Here is a 20,488-nt window from a genome sequence, read left to right on the forward strand (position 1 = left end):
CTCATTATGTTGATGTGGCGCTATTTCTGCACCCGCAGACGGCGTTTTACCGAACGTGAAAAACTGGAGAGATGGCAGGAAAAAAAACTGCATCGCTTCAGGCGGAACGTGTTATCGAAAAGCCCATGGTTTCAGCGATTTCGCGCGGTGCCGTTCGGACAGTGGCCGCTGATGGACAAGGCGCTGATGATGACGCATTTCGATGAGATGAACACTGAAGGTCTTAAGCGTGACGCGCTGATGGCCTGCGCGCTGAAAAGTGAACAGAGCCGGGACTTCAGTCCGAAAATAGGCCGATTTAGCGTGGGCCTGTCATCAGGTACTTCCGGCAGACGCGGGTTATTTGTTGTCAGTCCGAAGGAGCAGCAAATTTGGGCTGCAGGTATGCTTGCCAGGGCCTTACCGGACGGTCTTTTTGCCCGGGAACGGGTTGCACTGTTTCTGAGGGCAAATAATAACCTTTACCAGAGTGTGAGCAGCCGCTGGTTGAGCCTGGAATTTTACGATTTACTGGCGCCGTTTCAGCCGCAATTGCGCCATGTAGAACAGTTTTCCCCGACGATCATTGTTGCCCCCGCACAGGTATTACGTGCGCTGGCGCTGGCGGTACTGGACGGAACGCTGCAGCTGAATGTCAAAAAGGTGATTTCTGTCGCCGAAGTTCTGGAGGAACAGGACAGGGCACTTATCCACCAGGTATTTGGTAGCGTGGGTGAAATCTACCAGGCAACAGAGGGTTTTTTAGCTTCAACCTGTTCTTTTGGGACGTTACATCTGAACGAAGAGTTTATTCACGTTGAGCCCCACTGGCTGGATGAGAAGCGCTTTACGCCTGTTATCACCGATTTCACCCGCAGCACGCAGCCCATCGTCCGTTACCGCCTTGATGACATACTGGTTGCCCGCGAGGCGCGGTGCCCGTGTGGAAGTGCGGCGCGCGCGATTGAGCGTATTGAGGGTCGACAGGACGATCAACTCCTTCTCCCGGATAGCACGGGCAAACCGCAGGTTATTTTTGCCGACCCCTGCAGCCGCGTGCTGGCCGTCACGCTCCCACTCACCGCAGACTATCGCCTGGTACAAACAGAAGCAGAGAGACTGTGTCTTACCGCGGATTGTGACGCAGCAATACTTTCTCATTGCCGCGACGCGCTGAATGAGCTGTTTACGTTACAGGGAATAGACACTTCCCGGCTGGTATGGGTGCTGCAGTCCCGAAGCGTATCACCGAACTTTGACGCAAAACGACGGCGCATAGTCCGTGAATGGGGAAAGGAATGAGTGAGTTTCTGCAACGCCTCAAGCAGATGCTATTGGGGTGGGGGTCGGTCGGGGTCGTTTATTCGCTTTGCGACAGGTTACAGGGTGAAGGTTATCGTTTAACCCCACTACGGGTTGACGCGTTAATTCCCTTTTCGCCTGATGCGGTGTGGCTCTACTTGTCCTTTTTCTTAATTGTCCCGTTGGGATATTTATTAACGCCGTATGACCGAGTGCGGTGGCTTGCCCGGTCCATGCAATTTTCGGCGCTGGGGGCGGGCATCATATATCTGTTATGGCCGACCACCATGGTGTATCCCACGCTGGCAGGAGAGGGTGTTTCTTCCAGAGTATTAGGATGGTTGGTCTCTGTCGATTCCCGTCAAAATTGCTTTCCCTCTTTGCACGCTGCGCTGACGGCACTCGCCGTCTGGGCGATAGCGGCAGGGCGTTTACGCTGGATGGCGGTTGCAAGCGTCATCTGGGCGTGTGCTATTGCTTACTCTATCCTTCAGCTGAGAAGGCATCTGTTTATTGATTTAATGGCGGGTGTTTTGCTGGCAGGGGCCAGTGTATGGCTGGCAGGGCATCTGGACGTGCGCAGACAAAAATATAAAGGAATACCCGGTGAGTGAACTCCTGTTTCCCGTTCTTTTTATGCTGTTTTTCGTGTGTGCTGAGGCCTGTATTCTTCAGTTCACACGGCGGCAGAATATTGACTGGCTCGATATCATTTTCAATCTCAATTCCGGGCACATTATGCTGTGGTTTTTCCGGTGCCTGGAGGTGCTTTGCTACGGATTTGTGCTGGAACACTTTAGCCTGAATCTTTTTGAGGGATGGTCTGCCGTCGGGGTATGGCTCTTTACATTGTTAGCATGGGACGTTGGTTTCTACTGGCTGCATCGTCTCCATCACCAGCTTCGGCTACTGTGGGCTGTTCACGTTGTTCACCATCAGGGGGAGAACTATAACCTGTCGCTGGGGGTGCGAAATTCCTGGTACTCGTCATTAACGTCAATCCCTTTCTTTTTGGTGTTAGCGCTGGCTGGCGTACCGCTGAGTGTCTTTCTGACGGTTTCCATCGTGCATTACAGTATTCAGTTTTTTAACCATAACGCATTAACGCCAACGCTGGGGTGGCTAGAAAAGGTATTTGTTACCCCGACACATCATCGCGTTCATCACCTTAATAATAAGCGCTATGCCGACACCAACTACGGTGGCACCTTTATTTTCTGGGATAAATTATTCGGTACGTTCTGCGAGATGCCCTCGCAGGAGAAGTCGACCTATGGGGTAAAAGGCAGGAAGCCATCGTTAAACCCGATGCAGGAAAGTAATCTTCCTTTTTTGCAAATGGCAGGTATTTTGAAAACGGTTCGCCTCCGACATCGCCAGTTTGACTGTTCGATATTAATGACAGGTGTCGGGGCTATTCTGTTGTTTGCGCTCGTCCTGGGCTACATCCAGCGCTACGGATACAGCATAGATAACGTGGGCGCTGCGCAGTCCCTGTTGTTTATATTGCTGGCAGCTGGCTCTGTCGCATTGGGTGGGATCAGCGAGGGTCAGCGCTGGGGAGTGATGATGTGGTGTCTGGTCACGCTCTCTTTACCGCTGCTTTTCTTGGGTTATTGGGGCTGGAATCACGTCTATTGGGTTGCAGTTATGGCGGCACTGGCCGCACACGGTATTGCACTCACCTATGGTCTTGGGCGCAGATCAAAAAGGGGGATAAGTGAACCAGTTTAATCCTGACAAGCGGTTGACCTTTCCCGCCGATCCCCCCGGGCTGGTTGCAGCACTTCACAGCGAAACACGCGCGTTGTTAACAGAACGGGGCGATCATCGCTATGCAGATGGCCGAATGCTGGTTAAAACAGTGATGCTGGCTGGTGGCTGTATTGGAAGTTATGCGTTAGCGCTTCATCAGAGTGACCTGCCCCTGTATTTTTCATGGTATTTTGCCGCCATCGTTTTCGCGATGTTGCTGACCGTGAACGTCGTGCATGATGCGTCTCATAATGCCTTTCTGAAAAGTAAAAAAGCTAACGCGTGGTTAAACCGTATTGTCGCTATCCCTCTCGGCCTGGATCCCGATTGCTGGCGCGTTCGCCATGTCAGATTTCATCATGGATTCACCAACATAGAATGTTACGATCCGGACACCGCAGAAAATGGTCTTATGCGCCAGACGCCCTGGCAGCGCTGGCGCCCCTTTATGCGGGCGCAGCGCTACTACTGGCCGTTGGTCGCCGCATTAACCTTCCCCTGGTATATCTGGATTGTTGACTGGCTCGACAGAGGGGGATATACACCGGTGACGCCTCATCTGGCGCAGCAGGGTATTATCGGCTGGACGTTTTTTTTGACGGGTAAAGCCTTGCACGCAGCGTTCAGCCTCGTGTTACCCATGTGGTTGTTGGCCGACAGATTTAGCGCCGGTTCAATTTTGCTGACCTATATGCTCTGTCAGATGATCTCTTCTCTGATATTCGTCATGCTCGTCATCGGGACGCACTGGGCAAAGGGCAGCGCTCAGCTCCCCCCTGACGGGGGCAAAATGGCTCAAGGCAGGCTTTCCCATACCTTTGCAACGACCTTTGACTGGTCGACACGGCCCGCGTTCATGGGTTATTGGCTGGGCGGCCTCAATCTTCATCTGACTCATCATCTTTTCCCGCACTGGAGTCATCGCCATTATCCTCAGTTGAGCCGAATCATCGAGGATGTCGCCGCGCGAGAAGGGCTGGATTATCGACGACTTACCCTCGCCGATTTAATGTCTCTCCAGCAGCGTTTTCTCAGGCGCATGGGTGAACGCCCGGAGCGACACGGAGAATGGTCGTGAAGATTATGGTAACCGGAGCATCGGGTTTCATTGGCGGGGCTTTTATCCGGCGTTTTGCCGATACTGACGGCGTTTCGCTGTGCGGCGTCGGGCGCCGTGAACATGTCGCGTTGCCCGCATCAGTTGAGTATTTCGCACTTGGGTTAGACCAGCTTCAAACGCTTGATGTCGTACCCGATGTGGTTATTCACGCGGCAGGAAGGACTTCGCCCTGGGGTAGTGAGCACGATTATTACCGGGATAACGTTGAGACGACCCGGCATGTTATCGATTTTTGCCGTCATCGTGGCTTTCCACGACTCATATTTATTTCAAGCGCGGCGGTTTATTACCGTTTTGCACACCAGCCAGGACTGCGTGAATGTGATGCTATCGGCCCCGAATTTAGCAGCCAATATGGGCGCACAAAACGTCAGGCAGAGTGCCTTGTTGAGACGTATCAGGGTGAGAAAACCATTTTTCGCCCTTGTGCCGTATTTGGTGAGGGCGATCGCTTGCTCTTACCGCCTCTGTTGGCTGCGGCTAAAAAAGGAAAGCTGCCCTCTATCCTTAGCCGCGGTGTAAAAGTGCAGGCCGACATTATGCACGTCGATGTGCTAGGGGATTACCTGATGCGTGCCGTGAAACGCAGTCATCTCCGCCCGTGTTATAACATCTCCGCCAGTCAATCTGTCGAAATCCATCGGCTGTTATGTGACGTCTTGCAGCAGTTGGGTTTGCCTCAACCGTATAAAACCGTGCGCCTGGGAACAGCGATGTGTTTTGCTGGCATACTTGAGAGGCTGTGGTGCTGGCTGCCGTTGCCGGGAGAACCGCCGATTACCCGTTTTGGCGTTGCCGTCTTTGGCTACACTAACACCCTGAATGTTACGCGTATGCTGGATGACTTTGGTCCACCTTCAATGGATTTTGACGTCAGCCTGCGTACGTTTTTACAACAACTCAAGGAAGAGCACCTGTGTTAATTATCGCAATAGCATGGCTGGCCATTCTGCTTTTCAAAGTCTGTATCACGCTGAAAATACTTACAGCCACAAGGGATAACATCTCTCGCTCTTTCAGCGACATTACGGTCATGCAACCCATACTCAGCGGTGATCCTGCGTTAGAGACGGTGCTGGCCGCGAGTCTTCAAAATTTGCCTGGCGCAACATTTCTTTGGCTGACTGACGTGGACGACGCGGAGGCCGCAAGGGTAACGCAGCGGTTGCAGGCGCGTTACCCTCAGAGCGCTATTCATATCTGCGCATACCCTGAAGCACCGGAAGGGATAAATCCAAAGTTATATAAGCTTGAGCAAGGAAGAAAGCAGGTTAAGACCCTGACGGTCCTGATTTTAGATGACGATGCGGTACTGACGGCGACATCGCTGAACACGATGCTTGCCGCGCTTGATGATCATTCGCTTGTCACCGCGTTGCCCTGGTATGTGGCTACCGACAACTTACCGTCGCGACTGCTGGCACAATTTGTTAATGATAACTCAGCGCTGACGTATCTGCCGTTGCTGCCTTTTGTCAGACCGTTAACGCTAAATGGCATGTGCTACCTGTTACCTTTACGTGTGCTGGAAAACGTGGGGGGATTTTCGCCCATCCTTCGACATCTGACCGATGATCTCGCGCTGGCAACGCTTCTTACTCAGCAAGGGGTAAACATCGTACAGTCTGTCGCGCCAGTGAGCGTACAAACCAGCGTACCTGACGTCAGACGGTATTTTCGTCAGATGCACCGCTGGTTTTTGTTCGCCACATTGTTGATGCGTGAGAAGCCTGCCGGTACGAATCTGGCAATCTTTCTTCTTCAGGGTTTACATCCGTTACTGCTTTGGGCGATGGTGGTGCTCGCATTCAGTGGGGGGATAAATTGCGTGTTACTGGCGGTGGTCCTTCTCGTTCGCCACGTTGCCTTGCGCCGTATACAGCGCTTAGTGTCAGAGACTATTTCCGCAAGGCCGGTGATGTCGGTGTTATCAGAGCTGTTGCAGCCTGTGCATTTAATTCATGCCTTGTTCAACCGGAATATTCACTGGCGCTCGCGTCGCTATCGCGTTTTCAGCAATGACCGCTTCAGCTCATTGTGACCGGCATGCGACTTAACATCGCTTTTATCACGGGAAGAAGCCGTCCCGGCAACCTTGCGCTCAGCCCGGTGCAGAGTTTGTTCCTCCAGTCTTTGCTGACGGAGGGGGCCATGCCTGTCACTGAAAATTTCCCCTGGATACCTCAAACCCAGCCATGGTGTGATACGGGTTTATTGCGTGCAAGTTGCAGCAATGCGCGGGACTATCTCACTTCTCGCAGGGCAGCGTTTGGCGAGCGCTATCGAAACATTGCGATCGCGTTGCTGGAATCGGCGGATCACACGCTGTTACTTTCCGGAAGCTGTGGATTGGAACTCTTTAATAATCTTCACCTGCCGTCCTCAGTCCTGTCTCGCGTGAGTATTTTCGCTTACGGCCCAGTGGCTCGTCAGCGTCCTGACTGCCATCATCTTTTGGTTCAGGGGCAGCAAGACTGGATTTCTCGCCTTTGGTTTCACCAGGCGGACGAGCGCATACCCTGCGGTCATATGGACTATCTCTCGCAGCCGGAGCTGGTCTGTTTATGTCAGCGATTTATAAATCAAATACGGAAATAGAGTCTGATATGCAACGCTTGTTTGATCTGATTCCTGACAACGTCACGCGAATTGATTTGTTGGCCCCGCCATTTTCCGGACATTTGCATCCCGTGCTGGCAATGGGGAGGGCGCTTTCAGCGCATTATCAGGTCCGTATTATCAGTACTCGCGGTACCAGCGCGCGGATTGCGGCGTCCGGACTGCAAGGACTCATTCTTGACGGCGATTTCGATACACCGTTAGTGTCTATTGCCAATCCAAAATATGCCGTAAAGACGCATCCTGTGAGGCTTTATCGTCAGTTTCGTTCAGTCGTGGGCCTGCTTAAGGGTTTTGCTGACGAACTTGAGAGGGCGTGGCATCGGGAAGGCGTGCCGGATTTGGCTATCGCCGACTTTACACTTCCCGTCGTGGGGCCTGTCTGTACCCGGATGAATGTTCTCTGGTGGAGTAGCTTGCCGTCGCCCTGCGTTCTTGAAGCGCCGGACGGCCCACCCGCTTATTGTGGTGGGCTGATGCCGGCCATCACCGCGTGGGAACGGATAAACCACCTGATCCACAGGAAAAAAGTCAGGTTGTTCAAGAGTCTTGTTTTTTGGTTTTTTCGCGGTGTGATTCGTCAGACGGGCATAACTCGGCTTTATCGGTCTGACGGCAGTGAAACGGCATATTCACCCTTGCGCATTCTCGCTCTGGGCGAAAAAGAGATGGAATTTGAGCGGACCTGGCCTGAATCGGTAGCCTTTATTGGACCTGCGCTGTACACACCGCCTGCAGATGGAGAGAAACCGACCTTCATTGAAGGAAAGCGGCATGTCTTGATTACGCTGGGTACACATCTGGACTGGCATAAAGATGACGTAGCGAAAGCGGCAACAGCTCTGGCGAAAACGATGCCAGACTGGGTGTTCCATTTCACGGATGGCAGCCTGGAAAGTGCGGAATGTGAGCGGGCAGGGAATTTCTTACGTATGCATTGGGTTGATTATGATGCCTGGTTATCTCGTTACGATGCCGTGATACACCACGGCGGGGCGGGGATTATGTGGCACTGTATTCAAAAAGGGATCCCGGCCCTGGTGTACCCGGTTGACTACGATCAGTTCGATCATGCCGCCCGGGTCGAGTTTTTCAGCAAAGGTATCTGGCTGCGCGGCGGACTCAGGCAACTTGAACAGGCTCGTGAACAACTTCTCACGTTAATCCGCAAGGATTAGCCTGTTCGCCCCCGTCGCTAATGTGCTGATTTGATCCTAACCCCGCACTCGCGGGGTTTTTTCTCGCCCCAGCCCAGGTTATTACCTGCCGCCGCAAACAGTATCAATGCACCCCCTGCCAGTTGCGTGATATTCAGCGAGTGTCCGAACACCACGTTATCGACAATTATGGCCACCACGGGATAGATAAAAGACAGAGAGCCGGTAACGGGCGTCGGGAGCTTCTGGATCGCGCTATACAGCAACTGATACATGATCCCGGTGTGGACGACACCTAACGCCAGTAAAATCGGCCATGGGAAATCAGCTGATAATGCCGGCTGGTGGGCGAAGGGCAACAGCATGACCACGCCGGTCAGTACCTGAATAAAGGCGATATGCTGGGGCGCAACTGATTTAAGTCTGCGGGCGATTATGGCTGTCAGTGCGTAGAAGAAAGCGGCCCCCATCGCCAGACCGATTCCTGCGAGCCAGCCTTCGCCCTGTGCGCCATTCAGCTCACTGGAGAGCAGGATGACCACGCCGCCAAAGGCGAGAACGAGCCAACCCCATTTCACCAGGCTCACGCGTTCTCCTAAAAACATCCCCATCAACACCAGCATAAACGGCTGAGTGTTATAGACCACGGTAGAAAGGCCGATTGAAATACGTTCATAAGCCGCGAACAGCAGCAACCAGTTCACCACTAACGCAACACCGCCCAGAATTGCCAGCAGTAGCGTGAAACGGGTGAGTTGACTAAATGGTTTTCGACTTATTCGGATGAAAATAAAAAGGGCCATCGCCCCGATCAGGCATCGCCAGAAAACCACTTCCGTCACCGGCAGGCCGGAAAGCAGAACAAACGCGCCAATCGAGCCGGAAATTAACATTGCCAGGCTCATCTGCCAGACGCCTTTTTGCACATCACCCATTATTCACCTCCTGATTAATGACGATATTGTCGAATACCGCTGTCGGGAATAACATGGCTGATATAAGGTGAAAGACAGTGATGACTTTTTTAAATTAGGTAAAAACGATGGAAAACCTTCTCGATGACATCGATCGCCAAATCCTGGCCTGTCTGGTTGAGGATGCGCGCATGTCGCTAAAGGTACTCAGCGGACGTATTGGACTGACATCTCCCAGTACAGCAGAGCGTCTGAAAAGACTGGAAGAGCGTGGGGTGATTGAAGGGTATGGCGCGCGAGTCAATCTGACGGCGTTGGGGTATACGTTGCAGGCGCTGGTGCGGGTTCGTCCTTTACCGGGGTTGCTGCAAAAGGTAGATAAGTACATTCAGGCCATGCCGGAATGTATTGAGAGCGATAAAGTCACCGGTGAAGACTGCTTTGTTATCAGGCTGGTCGTGCGGTCGATTGAGCAACTGGATGCGTTGCTTGATGGTCTGGCGGAACATGCTCAGTGTAATACGTCGATCGTAAAAAGTTCACCGGTGAAGCGCCGGTTGCCACCAATGTGATCGTCTGTTGCTATGCATGACACATCGTTTGAAATACATCACTGGATTGGCTTTGAGATGATGGTGGTGGGGGAAGGATTCGAACCTTCGAAGTCGATGACGGCAGATTTACAGTCTGCTCCCTTTGGCCGCTCGGGAACCCCACCAGGGGTAATTCAAATTTTGAGGTAATGCTGAGAGATGGTGGTGGGGGAAGGATTCGAACCTTCGAAGTCGATGACGGCAGATTTACAGTCTGCTCCCTTTGGCCGCTCGGGAACCCCACCACGGGGTAATGCTATTTACTGGCCTGCTTCCTGCTGGAAGCGGGGCGCATCATATCAAATGAGACGCCCCTGTAAAGCGTTACCACAATAAAAATAAACTGGTTGCCTGAATTTTACGCGTTAAGCTGTAAAGCTAACCAGTTCATTTTCTTGTCGATTAAAGAATAATCGTTCTGTTACCGTAAACGAACACACGTTGCGCCAGCACCTGATAGAGCGCACGACTGAGTACGTTCTTCTCTACGTCACGCCCGGCGCGCATCATATCTTCTGCGGTATAGGTATGATCCACGTGAATCACGTCCTGCATAATGATTGGGCCTTCGTCCAGATTGTCATTCACGTAGTGCGCGGTGGCACCGATGATTTTCACACCGCGTTCGTACGCCTGGTGATAAGGACGTGCACCGATAAAGGCTGGCAGGAATGAGTGATGGATGTTGATGATCTTGTTCGGGAAACGCGCCACGAAAGATGGGGTCAGCACACGCATGTATTTCGCCAGTACCACGTAATCCGGGTTATGCGCTTCGATAGCATTGGCCATCAGGTTGTCATGTTCTTCACGGGTATGGCCTTCATGGCTGACCAGCTCAAACGGAATATCAAAACGTTCAACCAGCGTGCGCAGCGTCTCGTGGTTACCGATAACGGCAGCGATTTCAACATCGAGGCCACCGTAGTTTGCTTTCATCAACAGATCGCCAAGACAGTGGGCTTCTTTCGTCACAAGAATAACAACGCGACGACGGCCAGCGGGTGTCAGTTCACGCACGGAGCCTTCAGGCAGCGCGCTGTCGAGATCGGCAAGCAGGGTGGTGTCGTTGAAAATCCCTTCGAGTTCGGTACGCATAAAGAAGCGTCCGGTACGGTGGTCAACGAACTCGTTGTTCTGCACGATATTCAGTTCATGCTTATAACAAATGTTGGTAATTCGTGCGATCAGCCCTTTTTGATCGGGACAGATGGTGCGCAGAACTTTACGTTGTAGTGATTGCATCGCCGGGAAATCCTGTTTGAGTATTTGCGAAGTCTGGGTTGTCAGGCATTACTGCCCGCAACACTTTTTAAATTTTTTACCTGAACCACAAGGGCAGGGATCGTTACGACCAAACTGTGGGCGCGTTCCGTCAATATAATACCATTGCCCGCTTTCCTTTAAGAACCGGGAACGTTCGATAATGGCACCGGGCTTATTGCGTTCGATAAAGCGGGCAACGAAGCTGACATAACCTTCATCAGCATCACTTCCCGTTGACGATTCATAGACGGTAAGGCCGAGCCATTGGGTATTAGCAAACCCGGCTTCAATATCCTGTCTGAAATCGGCAGCGTGGCAGGATGGGTGCCAGGTTTTAATCAGGTAGTCTGCGTCTTTGATCACAAAAGCAGTATACCGTGAACGCATGAGGTGTGACGGGTCTGGTGCAACCTGATCGCCAGACAGATATCGCTGGCAACATAGGCTATACTCCAGAGCGCTACCACAGGGGCAGAGTTGAGACACGATTCTCTTCCTGGAACAAAAAATAAGGGCGTTAAACGCTTCGGGTAGCACCATGTTAACTGAGCAGTTGCGTTGATGCTATGTCAGGAATCCAGGGGACGTAAAACAGGGCTAATGAGAAAGGTTAAAATTGGACTGGCGCTGGGCTCAGGTGCAGCCCGGGGATGGTCGCACATCGGCGTGATAAATGCCTTAAAGCAGATGGGCATTGACGTTGATATTGTTGCAGGGTGTTCAATCGGATCGCTTGTGGGGTCCGCATACGCGTGTGGAAAGCTTCCGGAACTTGAAACCTGGGTACGCTCCTTCAGTTACTGGGACGTATTGCGCCTGATGGATCTCTCGTGGCAGCGCGGTGGGTTGCTGCGCGGTGAACGGGTCTTTAACCAGTTCCGTCAGATTATGCCTCTCGATGACTTCAGTCATTGTCAGTTACCCTTCGGTGCCGTTGCGACGAACCTCAGTACCGGCCGCGAACTCTGGCTTACCGAAGGGGATATCCATCTTGCCGTTCGCGCGTCCTGCAGCATGCCGGGCTTAATGGCCCCTGTTCCGCACAACGGTTACTGGCTTGTCGACGGAGGCGTTGTTAACCCGGTCCCCATTTCCCTGACCCGCGCTATGGGTGCCGATATCGTTATTGCTGTGGATTTACAGCACGACGCTCATCTGATGCAACAAGACCTGATGCCAGTCAATCTTCAGAGTGAAGATGCCGAGGGCGAAAAACTGGCCTGGCATGAGCGTCTGCGCGGACGTCTCGGGCGCATGGCCGCCCGGCGTGCGGTAACTGCACCCACGGCGATTGAAATTATGACGACCTCAATCCAGGTCCTGGAGAACCGCCTCAAGCGCAACCGCATGGCTGGCGACCCGCCGGATATTCTGCTTCAGCCGTATTGTCCGCAAATTTCTACCCTTGATTTCCATCGGGCTGAGGCCGCCATCGCAGCGGGCTCGTTAGCCGTCGAAAAGAAAATAGATGAGTTGCTGCCTTTTGTGCGAACAGCACGTTAAGCACCTTTTTTTGACTACTTCAGCAAAATCTGACAGGCGACAGTGCCGATAGCATGCCACTATGTAGTTACTGTCAGCCAGGGGAGGAACCATGACGAAGCCATTGGCCGGAAAACACATTTTGATTGTTGAAGACGAGCCCGTTTTCCGATCGCTACTGGATTCGTGGTTATCATCACTGGGGGCAAACACTTCACTGGCTGACGATGGCATCGACGCGCTGGAAAAAATGGTCAATATCACGCCTGATCTGATGATTTGTGACCTTGAGATGCCACGGATGAATGGACTGAAGCTGGTCGAACATCTGCGCAATGAAGCCAACCAGATGCCGATACTGGTGATTTCCGCCACAGAGAACATGGCGGATATAGCCAAAGCCTTGCGTCTGGGGGTTCAGGATATTCTGCTTAAACCGGTTAAAGATCTTAACCGGCTTCGTGAAACCGTCTTAGCCTGTCTTTATCCCAATATGTTTAATTCCCGGGTTGAGGAAGAGGAACGCCTTTTCCAGGACTGGGACGCCTTAGTGAGTAATCCCCCTGCGGCGGCGAAACTGTTGCAAGAACTTCAACCGCCGGTGCAACAAAATATTTCTCACTGTCGTGTGAATTATCGCCAGCTGGTGGCCGCTGACCAGCCAGGGCTGGTGCTCGATATTGCGCCATTATCGGATTCAGACCTTGCATTTTATTGTCTTGATGTCACCCGGGCAGGGGATAATGGTGTATTAGCCGCGTTATTACTTCGCGCGCTATTTAACGGGTTGCTGCAGGAACAACTCTCCCATCAGGGACAGCGGCTTCCCGAGTTAGGCAGTTTACTCAAACAGGTAAACCAGCTTTTTCGTCAGGCCAATTTACCCGGACAGTTTCCGCTGTTGGTAGGTTATTACCACAGCGGTTTGAAAAATCTTATCCTCGTTTCCGCGGGGCTTAATGCCTCGCTGAATACCGGGGAACATCATATTCAGGTCAGTAACGGTGTACCGCTTGGAACATTGGGTACGGCTTATCTTAATCAAATTAGCCATCGCTGTTCCTCCTGGCAGTGCCAAATTTGGGGTGCCGGGGGACGGCTACGCTTAATGTTGTCCACGGAATAAGCAGTTGGATCTTAATTTTAAGATTGCTTTACCTGTGATTTATGGGGAGTGCTACTATCGCTGCCCGGAATCATGCGTATTTGTCCTAATTGATCGGCAACGCGTTCTTTTCAGACCCGGACTGCGGGATGAGGCTGATATACTTAACGCGTTATTTATTGCATAAAAGTTCAAAACTTGAACAGCTCAGGAGAATTTGAATGGCTGCCCTAAATTCGAAAGTCAGAAAGGCCGTCATCCCGGTAGCGGGATTGGGGACCAGGATGTTACCAGCAACTAAGGCGATTCCTAAAGAGATGCTGCCTCTGGTTGATAAGCCATTAATTCAGTATGTCGTTAACGAATGTATCGCGGCCGGCATTACTGAAATTGTGCTGGTTACACATTCATCAAAAAACTCTATCGAAAACCATTTCGATACAAGTTTTGAACTCGAAGCCATGCTGGAAAAACGTGTTAAGCGCCAGCTGCTGGAAGAAGTTCAGTCTATTTGCCCGCCACACGTCACCATTATGCAGGTGCGTCAGGGTCTGGCTAAAGGTCTGGGCCACGCAGTCATGTGTGCGCATCCCGTTGTAGGCGATGAGCCTGTTGCGGTGATCCTGCCTGACGTTATTCTGGACGAATATGAATCAGATCTTTCTCAGGACAATCTGGCTGAGATGATCAAACGCTTCGATGAAACAGGCAGCAGCCAGATCATGGTTGAACCTGTGGATGACGTTACCGCTTACGGTGTTGTTGACTGCAAAGGCGTTAACCTTGAACCGGGTGAGAGCGTGCCGATGATTGGCGTGGTTGAGAAACCTAAAGCCGACGTAGCGCCTTCTAATCTGGCGGTTGTAGGTCGTTATGTCCTGAGTGCTGAAATCTGGCCTCTGCTGGCGAAAACGCCTCCAGGAGCGGGTGATGAAATCCAGCTTACCGATGCCATTGATATGCTGATCGAGAAAGAGACCGTTGAAGCTTACCATATGAAAGGTAAGAGCCATGACTGCGGTAATAAGCTCGGTTATATGCAGGCGTTTGTAGAATATGGCATTCGCCACAATACGCTCGGTGAAGAATTTAAAGCCTGGCTCAAAGAGAGCGCGGGTATTAAGAAATAACTCAGGCTTCATTTGATCTGAACCGGTGAGGCTCTGCCCACCGGTTTTTTTATGCCCATAACACACCGTCATCACGTCCGATTGTAAGGCAAGCTAAATAGCCAAATAACGCTTTATGACAGAGTGTAAGGGGATGTTTGCGGTAAATTACGGGTAAAAAAATCCCGCATTACGCGGGATTTTTCTGGAAGCGAGATGATTAATCCTTGATCAGGAAGTCATCCAGCTGTTTACCTTGCTCGTCCATTGCTTTCTTGATAACAGCGGGAGTACGACCCTGGCCGGTCCAGGTTTTAGTTTCGCCGTTCTCGTCAACATAGCTATATTTAGCAGGACGAGCAGCGCGTTTTGCTTTGGTACCGGTTTTAGCTGCAGCCATGCTGTTCAGCAATTCATTTGGATCGATACCATCAGCAATCAGCATTTCACGATATTGCTGCAGTTTACGAGTACGCTCTTCGATTTCAGCAGCAGCAGCGCTTTCTTCTTCGCGACGTTCATTAACTACAACTTCTAATTTTTCCAGCATTTCTTCAAGCGTTTCGAGGGTACATTCTCTTGCCTGCGCACGAAGAGTACGGATGTTGTTCAGAATTTTAAGTGCTTCGCTCATTGTAGTAATCTCAAACTTATAATGGGGGGTGGTTTGTTGTCCTAATAATAGAGCGATAAATTCAGTTGTGCAATAGCTGAGAATGTAAGGAATTCAAAAAATAGTGAATATTGCCGCTATTATTAATTACGCTAACTTAAATTTCATAACCCGCCAGTCTCGCTTGTTATCACGTAAAGTGGCTTAACGCAGTCGATTGCATCTTTTTTTTGTGACATTTGCCTCAGGAATTATAGTTGCGGCGGATAAATATCAGCCTTTTGTATTAGTTTACACCGGGTATGTTAAGGCAGAAATAGTTAATAAATAGTGAATTTTAATGAACGATGATTCCACTATAAAATGAAGTGTTATGTTTGGCTGACCCTATAACATATTGGCTGGGTTGGATGCGTTTACTTCATGTTTTAACGCATTATTTTTGCAAAACGCCGGCGGTAAACCTCGCGCTGAACCGCATAGTCTGTGCGTCGTATCGCTGATAACCAGACAAAATATGGTACAATGAATCATCGGTAATATTACACATTGATTAGGGTTTTACGGCCAATGGCACAACTTTATTTCTACTATTCGGCAATGAATGCCGGGAAATCGACAGCGCTACTGCAATCCTCATACAATTACCAGGAACGTGGGATGCGTACCGTTGTTTATACGGCTGAAATTGACGACCGCTTTGGTGCAGGGAAGGTGAGTTCCAGAATAGGCCTCTCATCGCCTGCAAGGCTGTTTAACCCGCAAACTGACCTGCTGGAGGATATCCGCACAGCGCATGCTTCACAGCCCATCCATTGTGTTCTGGTTGATGAAAGCCAGTTTCTGACGCGTGAGCAAGTTCATGCGCTTTCAGAGGTTGTCGATGAGCTTGATATTCCCGTTCTGTGCTATGGACTGCGCACTGACTTTCGCGGCGAGCTTTTTGCCGGCAGCCAGTATTTACTTGCGTGGTCGGATAAACTCGTTGAACTTAAAACCATCTGTTTTTGCGGCCGTAAAGCCAGCATGGTGCTTCGCCTCGACCAGGCCGGAAAACCCTATGCTGATGGCGAGCAGGTGGTGATAGGTGGCAATGAGCGCTACGTATCGGTGTGCCGTAAGCATTATAAGGAAGCGTTGATTGTCGGCTCACTGACGGCGCTTCAGCCTGACAACCGCAAATAATCCTTCACAGTAAAATGCAGACATAAAAAAACCCGCCAGAGGCGGGTTTTTTATCAGGCTGTCAGTTACGCGTTTTTCTTCGCTTTCTTGTCAGCTTTAATGACAGGTGCGTCGGCTTTCACAGCAACAGTGTCATTTTCTTTGAACTCGCGGCCGTAGAAGGTATCCAGCAGGATCTGTTTCAGCTCAGAGATCAGCGGGTAACGCGGGTTAGCACCGGTACACTGGTCATCGAATGCATCTTCAGACAGCTTATCAACATGCGCGAGGAAGTCAGCTTCCTGAACGCCCGCTTCACGGATAGATTTAGGAATACCCAGCTCAGCTTTAAGGCTTTCCAGCCATGCCAGCAGTTTCTCAATCTTCGCCGCAGTACGGTCGCCCGGTGCGCTCAGACCCAGGTGGTCTGCGATTTCAGCGTAACGACGACGTGCCTGTGGACGGTCGTACTGGCTGAAAGCAGTCTGCTTGGTTGGGTTGTCGTTCGCGTTATAACGGATAACGTTGCTGATCAACAGGGCGTTCGCCAGACCGTGAGGAATGTGGAACTGTGAACCCAGTTTGTGTGCCATTGAGTGGCAAACACCCAGGAAGGCGTTAGCAAACGCGATACCGGCGATGGTTGCTGCACTGTGAACACGTTCACGGGCAACCGGGTTTTTAGACCCTTCATTATAAGACGCTGGCAGGTTTTCTTTCAGCAGTTTCAGAGCCTGCAGAGCCTGACCGTCAGAGAACTCAGAAGCCAGTACGGAAACGTAAGCTTCCAGGGCGTGAGTCACTGCATCCAGACCACCGAACGCACAGAGTGATTTCGGCATTTCCATGACCAGGTTGGCATCAACGATAGCCATGTCTGGCGTCAGCGCGTAGTCAGCCAGTGGGTATTTCTGACCGGTTGCATCGTCGGTTACAACGGCAAACGGCGTGACTTCTGAACCTGTACCGGAAGTGGTGGTAACGGCGATCATTTTCGCTTTTACGCCCATTTTCGGGAACTTGTAGATACGTTTACGGATGTCCATAAAGCGCAGCGCCAGTTCTTCGAAGTGTGTTTCTGGGTGCTCGTACATAACCCACATGATTTTCGCGGCGTCCATTGGGGAACCACCACCCAGTGCGATGATCACATCGGGTTTGAAGGAGTTCGCCAGTTCAGCACCTTTACGCACTACGGTCAGGGTTGGGTCAGCTTCAACTTCAAAGAACACTTCAGTTTCAACGCCAGCCGCTTTCAGAACAGAAGTGATCTGATCTGCGTAGCCGTTGTTGAACAGGAAACGGTCAGTCACGATGAGCGCACGTTTGTGGCCATCAGTAATCACTTCATCCAGCGCGATTGGCAGAGAGCCACGGCGGAAGTAGATAGATTTCGGAAGTTTGTGCCACAACATGTTTTCAGCTCGCTTAGCAACGGTTTTCTTGTTGATCAGGTGTTTTGGACCAACGTTTTCAGAGATGGAGTTACCACCCCAGGAACCACAACCCAGAGTCAGGGAAGGTGCGAGTTTGAAGTTGTACAGGTCACCGATACCACCCTGAGAAGCCGGGGTGTTAATCAGGATGCGCGCAGTTTTCATCATCTGACCGAAGTGAGCAACGCGCTCTGGCTGGTTATCCTGGTCGGTGTACAGGCAAGAGGTATGACCGATCCCCCCCATTGCAACCAGTTTCTCCGCTTTTACTACCGCGTCTTCGAAATCTTTCGCACGGTACATAGCAAGCGTAGGCGAGAGTTTTTCGTGAGCGAACGGTTCGCTTTCGTCGACAACTTTAACTTCGCCGATCAGAATCTTGGTGGTTGCCGGAACGGTAAAGCCGGCGAGTTCAGCGATTTTATAGGCTGGCTGACCAACGATGGCGGCGTTCAGCGCGCCGTTTTTCAGAATGATATCCTGAACGGCTTTCAGCTCTTTGCCCTGCAGCATGTAGCCGCCGTGGCTGGCGAAACGTTCGCGAACCGCATCATAGACGGAATCTACAACAACAACGGACTGTTCAGACGCACAGATAACACCGTTGTCGAAGGTTTTAGACATCAGTACAGATGCAACAGCACGTTTAATATCGGCCGTTTCGTCGATAACAACAGGCGTGTTACCCGCACCTACACCGATAGCCGGTTTACCGGAGCTGTATGCTGCTTTAACCATGCCAGGACCACCGGTTGCCAGGATCAGGTTAATGTCCGGGTGGTGCATCAGGGCGTTAGACAGTTCAACAGACGGTTGGTCGATCCAGCCGATCAGATCTTTTGGCGCACCCGCAGCGATAGCAGCCTGCAGCACGATATCCGCTGCTTTGTTGGTGGCATCTTTAGCACGTGGGTGAGGGGAGAAGATGATTGCGTTACGGGTCTTCAGACTGATCAGCGATTTGAAGATGGCAGTAGACGTTGGGTTAGTCGTTGGAACGATACCGCAAATAATACCGATAGGTTCAGCAATGGTGATGGTACCGAAGGTATGATCTTCAGCCAGGACGCCGCAAGTCTTCTCATCTTTATAGGCGTTATAGATATACTCTGAAGCAAAGTGGTTTTTGATCACTTTATCTTCAACGATACCCATGCCGGATTCAGCAACGGCCATTTTAGCGAGAGGGATTCGAGCATCTGCAGCAGCCAGAGCGGCCGCGCGGAAGATTTTATCAACCTGTTCTTGGGTGAAATTGGCGTATTCACGCTGGGCTTTTTTCACGCGCTCGACGAGTGCGTTCAGTTCAGCGATATTAGTAACAGCCATAATGCTCTCCTGATAATGTTTAAACTCTTTTAGTAAACCAGCGCTCGATACGTCTGACAGTATAGACAGAGCCACTACGACTTGCGTTAGATAAAGTAAAACAAAGAGTTACTTTATGCTCTGGCGCGCTAACTTACTAAAAGAGCCTTACCTTAACATCATCCCTTTGTGACAGGTGACCTTCCTGGGGGGCGTAATCAAGATTACTCACTTCTGAGTACGAAAATCATGATCTGCGTCAATTTTTCCCCAAGCTGATACCTTTCAGCAGGGTTATTTATTGTAGATATTTCCAGTGTTAAATAATTAAGTAACTATTGGAAGTGATGCTATCACTGATTCTACATCTGTTTAACATCCTGAAAGGATAACGTTTAGGCACAGATTTCTGGTGAAGTATGCTCATAAAAAGCGTATCTTCAGCGCGATTTTTCATGACAAAGTGTCAGTCCCGGGCATGTGCATAAGCGGAGCAAAACGTGATCCAAACGCTCTTTGATTTTCCAACGTATTTTAAATTTTTTATTGGTCTGTTTGCCCTGGTCAACCCGGTAGGGATCATCCCTGTCTTCATTAGTATGACCAGTTACCAGACGGCGGCGGCCAGGAACAAAACCAACCTCACCGCTAACCTGTCAGTGGCCATTATCTTGCTCACCTCGCTTTTCCTGGGTGATGCCATTCTCCAGCTGTTCGGCATTTCAATTGATTCTTTCCGCATCGCGGGTGGCATCCTGGTGGTGACCATTGCCATGTCGATGATCAGCGGTAAGCTGGGTGAGGATAAACAGAACAAACAGGAGAAATCAGAAACCGCCATTCGCGAAAGTATCGGCGTGGTCCCGCTTGCGTTGCCTTTAATGGCAGGGCCTGGGGCAATCAGTTCCACCATTGTCTGGGGGACACGTTACCATAGCCTTATGCACCTGATTGGCTTTTCTGTCGCCATCGCTATCTTCGCACTGTGTTGTTGGGGTGTTTTCCGTATGGCACCCTGGCTGGTGCGCTGGCTGGGGCAAACGGGCATCAACGTCATTACGCGTATCATGGGGCTGTTGTTGATGGCGTTAGGCATCGAATTTATTGTCACCGGTATTAAAAGCATTTTCCCCGGCTTACTGCACTAATATTTCAAATGAAAGAACGGGGCCTGAGGCTCCGTTTTTTTACGTGATTATCAGCAAATCATATAACTAAAGTTGAAATGCTCACATATCATAATAAATTCTACTAATAATCCGCTTTTCTTATATTTCAATAAGTTATCAATTTACCTCGTGCCTCTCTGCGCATAAAACCTTCAATCGATCTGTTATTTTACTCACATGATACTCTGGGGCTTGCTGAGTCATAACCGAAATGATATTAGTAATTTCAACGTTCCCCTAGAGGAATGTGCTAAATAATAATCAGTTGTTAAATTTTTGTACAAAACCACTCGATGATAGCGCAGCGACGCGCTTGTAGAGAATGTTTTCTCTATCATATTGAATACCAATGTTTTTATGCGGTATTTGATGTCAGGCAGGGCTGCCCCCCGAGATA

General features: G+C 50.7%; 18 protein-coding genes and 2 tRNA genes. 13 read left to right on the plus strand and 7 right to left on the minus strand.

Annotated features, from left to right (window positions below; all coding sequences use genetic code 11):
- Window positions 1-6 precede the first annotated feature (6 nt).
- The 7 genes from AM410_RS17785 (at window position 7) to AM410_RS17820 (ending at window position 7,953) form a co-directional block, all read left to right on the plus strand.
- Window positions 7-1,281: a F390 synthetase-related protein gene (locus AM410_RS17785; protein ID WP_073397469.1), complete on the plus strand. Its 1,275-nt coding sequence runs from the start codon at window positions 7-9 to the stop codon at window positions 1,279-1,281.
- Window positions 1,278-1,895: a phosphatase PAP2 family protein gene (locus AM410_RS17790; RefSeq protein WP_020882369.1), complete on the plus strand. Its 618-nt coding sequence runs from the start codon at window positions 1,278-1,280 to the stop codon at window positions 1,893-1,895. The genes AM410_RS17785 and AM410_RS17790 overlap by 4 nt, the downstream gene beginning before the upstream one ends.
- The gene (locus AM410_RS17795; protein WP_073397372.1) at window positions 1,888-3,015 is read left to right on the plus strand and encodes a sterol desaturase family protein; all 1,128 of its coding nucleotides are present in this window, start codon (window positions 1,888-1,890) and stop codon (window positions 3,013-3,015) included. The genes AM410_RS17790 and AM410_RS17795 overlap by 8 nt, the downstream gene beginning before the upstream one ends.
- Entirely contained in the window at window positions 3,002-4,114 is a 1,113-nt protein-coding gene (locus tag AM410_RS17800; RefSeq protein ID WP_073397369.1) for a fatty acid desaturase family protein, read from the plus strand. Before AM410_RS17795 ends, AM410_RS17800 begins: the two co-directional genes overlap by 14 nt.
- Window positions 4,105-5,079 carry an NAD-dependent epimerase/dehydratase family protein gene (locus AM410_RS17805; RefSeq protein WP_073397368.1) on the plus strand — a complete coding sequence of 325 codons (975 nt, stop codon included), beginning with the start codon at window positions 4,105-4,107 and terminating at the stop codon, window positions 5,077-5,079. Before AM410_RS17800 ends, AM410_RS17805 begins: the two co-directional genes overlap by 10 nt.
- Window positions 5,073-6,197, plus strand: coding sequence for a glycosyltransferase (locus tag AM410_RS17810; protein ID WP_073397367.1), 1,125 nt, complete (start codon window positions 5,073-5,075; stop codon window positions 6,195-6,197). Before AM410_RS17805 ends, AM410_RS17810 begins: the two co-directional genes overlap by 7 nt.
- Before the next feature lie 565 nt (window positions 6,198-6,762).
- Window positions 6,763-7,953, plus strand: coding sequence for a nucleotide disphospho-sugar-binding domain-containing protein (locus AM410_RS17820; protein WP_073397365.1), 1,191 nt, complete (start codon window positions 6,763-6,765; stop codon window positions 7,951-7,953).
- Window positions 7,954-7,970: 17 nt separating this feature from the next.
- Here the strand turns inward: AM410_RS17820 and AM410_RS17825 are convergent, their stop codons facing one another.
- Window positions 7,971-8,867 (minus strand): DMT family transporter, encoded by an 897-nt coding sequence (locus AM410_RS17825; protein ID WP_083599686.1) that lies wholly within the window; start codon window positions 8,865-8,867, stop codon window positions 7,971-7,973.
- 107 nt (window positions 8,868-8,974) lie between these two features.
- Between AM410_RS17825 and AM410_RS17830 the strand changes: the two genes are divergently transcribed.
- Window positions 8,975-9,418, plus strand: a complete 444-nt coding sequence (locus AM410_RS17830; protein ID WP_014170457.1) for an Lrp/AsnC family transcriptional regulator — start codon at window positions 8,975-8,977, stop codon at window positions 9,416-9,418.
- A 61-nt stretch (window positions 9,419-9,479) separates the two neighbouring features.
- Here AM410_RS17830 and AM410_RS17835 read toward each other — a convergent pair.
- From AM410_RS17835 to AM410_RS17850, 4 genes are all read right to left on the minus strand, one after another.
- Window positions 9,480-9,564, minus strand: a tRNA-Tyr gene (locus AM410_RS17835).
- A 35-nt stretch (window positions 9,565-9,599) separates the two neighbouring features.
- Window positions 9,600-9,684 (minus strand) — tRNA-Tyr (locus tag AM410_RS17840).
- 157 nt (window positions 9,685-9,841) lie between these two features.
- Window positions 9,842-10,684 (minus strand): formyltetrahydrofolate deformylase, encoded by an 843-nt coding sequence (purU, locus tag AM410_RS17845; RefSeq protein ID WP_014170456.1) that lies wholly within the window; start codon window positions 10,682-10,684, stop codon window positions 9,842-9,844.
- Between the two features lie 48 nt (window positions 10,685-10,732).
- Window positions 10,733-11,191, minus strand: coding sequence for a YchJ family protein (locus tag AM410_RS17850; protein WP_025203926.1), 459 nt, complete (start codon window positions 11,189-11,191; stop codon window positions 10,733-10,735).
- 114 nt (window positions 11,192-11,305) lie between these two features.
- On the opposite strand from AM410_RS17850, the gene rssA reads away from it, so the two are divergent.
- From rssA to galU, 3 genes are all read left to right on the plus strand, one after another.
- A complete protein-coding gene (gene rssA, locus AM410_RS17855; protein ID WP_032669742.1) occupies window positions 11,306-12,208 on the plus strand; it encodes a patatin-like phospholipase RssA in 903 nt (300 codons plus the stop codon).
- Window positions 12,209-12,299: 91 nt separating this feature from the next.
- Window positions 12,300-13,313, plus strand: coding sequence for a two-component system response regulator RssB (gene rssB, locus AM410_RS17860; protein ID WP_014170453.1), 1,014 nt, complete (start codon window positions 12,300-12,302; stop codon window positions 13,311-13,313).
- Window positions 13,314-13,513: 200 nt separating this feature from the next.
- Window positions 13,514-14,422: a UTP--glucose-1-phosphate uridylyltransferase GalU gene (gene galU, locus AM410_RS17865; protein WP_014170452.1), complete on the plus strand. Its 909-nt coding sequence runs from the start codon at window positions 13,514-13,516 to the stop codon at window positions 14,420-14,422.
- Window positions 14,423-14,621: 199 nt separating this feature from the next.
- Here galU and hns read toward each other — a convergent pair whose 3' ends face one another.
- A complete protein-coding gene (hns, locus tag AM410_RS17870; RefSeq protein ID WP_008502781.1) occupies window positions 14,622-15,035 on the minus strand; it encodes a histone-like nucleoid-structuring protein H-NS in 414 nt (137 codons plus the stop codon).
- A 549-nt stretch (window positions 15,036-15,584) separates the two neighbouring features.
- Between hns and tdk the strand changes: the two genes are divergently transcribed.
- Entirely contained in the window at window positions 15,585-16,199 is a 615-nt protein-coding gene (gene tdk, locus AM410_RS17875) for a thymidine kinase (protein ID WP_025203928.1), read from the plus strand.
- 65 nt (window positions 16,200-16,264) lie between these two features.
- Here the strand turns inward: tdk and adhE are convergent, their stop codons facing one another.
- Window positions 16,265-18,943 (minus strand): bifunctional acetaldehyde-CoA/alcohol dehydrogenase, encoded by a 2,679-nt coding sequence (adhE, locus tag AM410_RS17880; protein ID WP_020882380.1) that lies wholly within the window; start codon window positions 18,941-18,943, stop codon window positions 16,265-16,267.
- Window positions 18,944-19,422: 479 nt separating this feature from the next.
- On the opposite strand from adhE, the gene AM410_RS17885 reads away from it, so the two are divergent.
- Window positions 19,423-20,070 carry a YchE family NAAT transporter gene (locus AM410_RS17885; RefSeq protein WP_014170449.1) on the plus strand — a complete coding sequence of 216 codons (648 nt, stop codon included), beginning with the start codon at window positions 19,423-19,425 and terminating at the stop codon, window positions 20,068-20,070.
- The last annotated feature ends 418 nt before the right edge of the window (window positions 20,071-20,488 follow it).

The sequence above is a fragment of the Enterobacter cloacae complex sp. FDA-CDC-AR_0164 genome, assembly GCF_003071645.1.
GTDB lineage: Bacteria > Pseudomonadota > Gammaproteobacteria > Enterobacterales > Enterobacteriaceae > Enterobacter > Enterobacter ludwigii.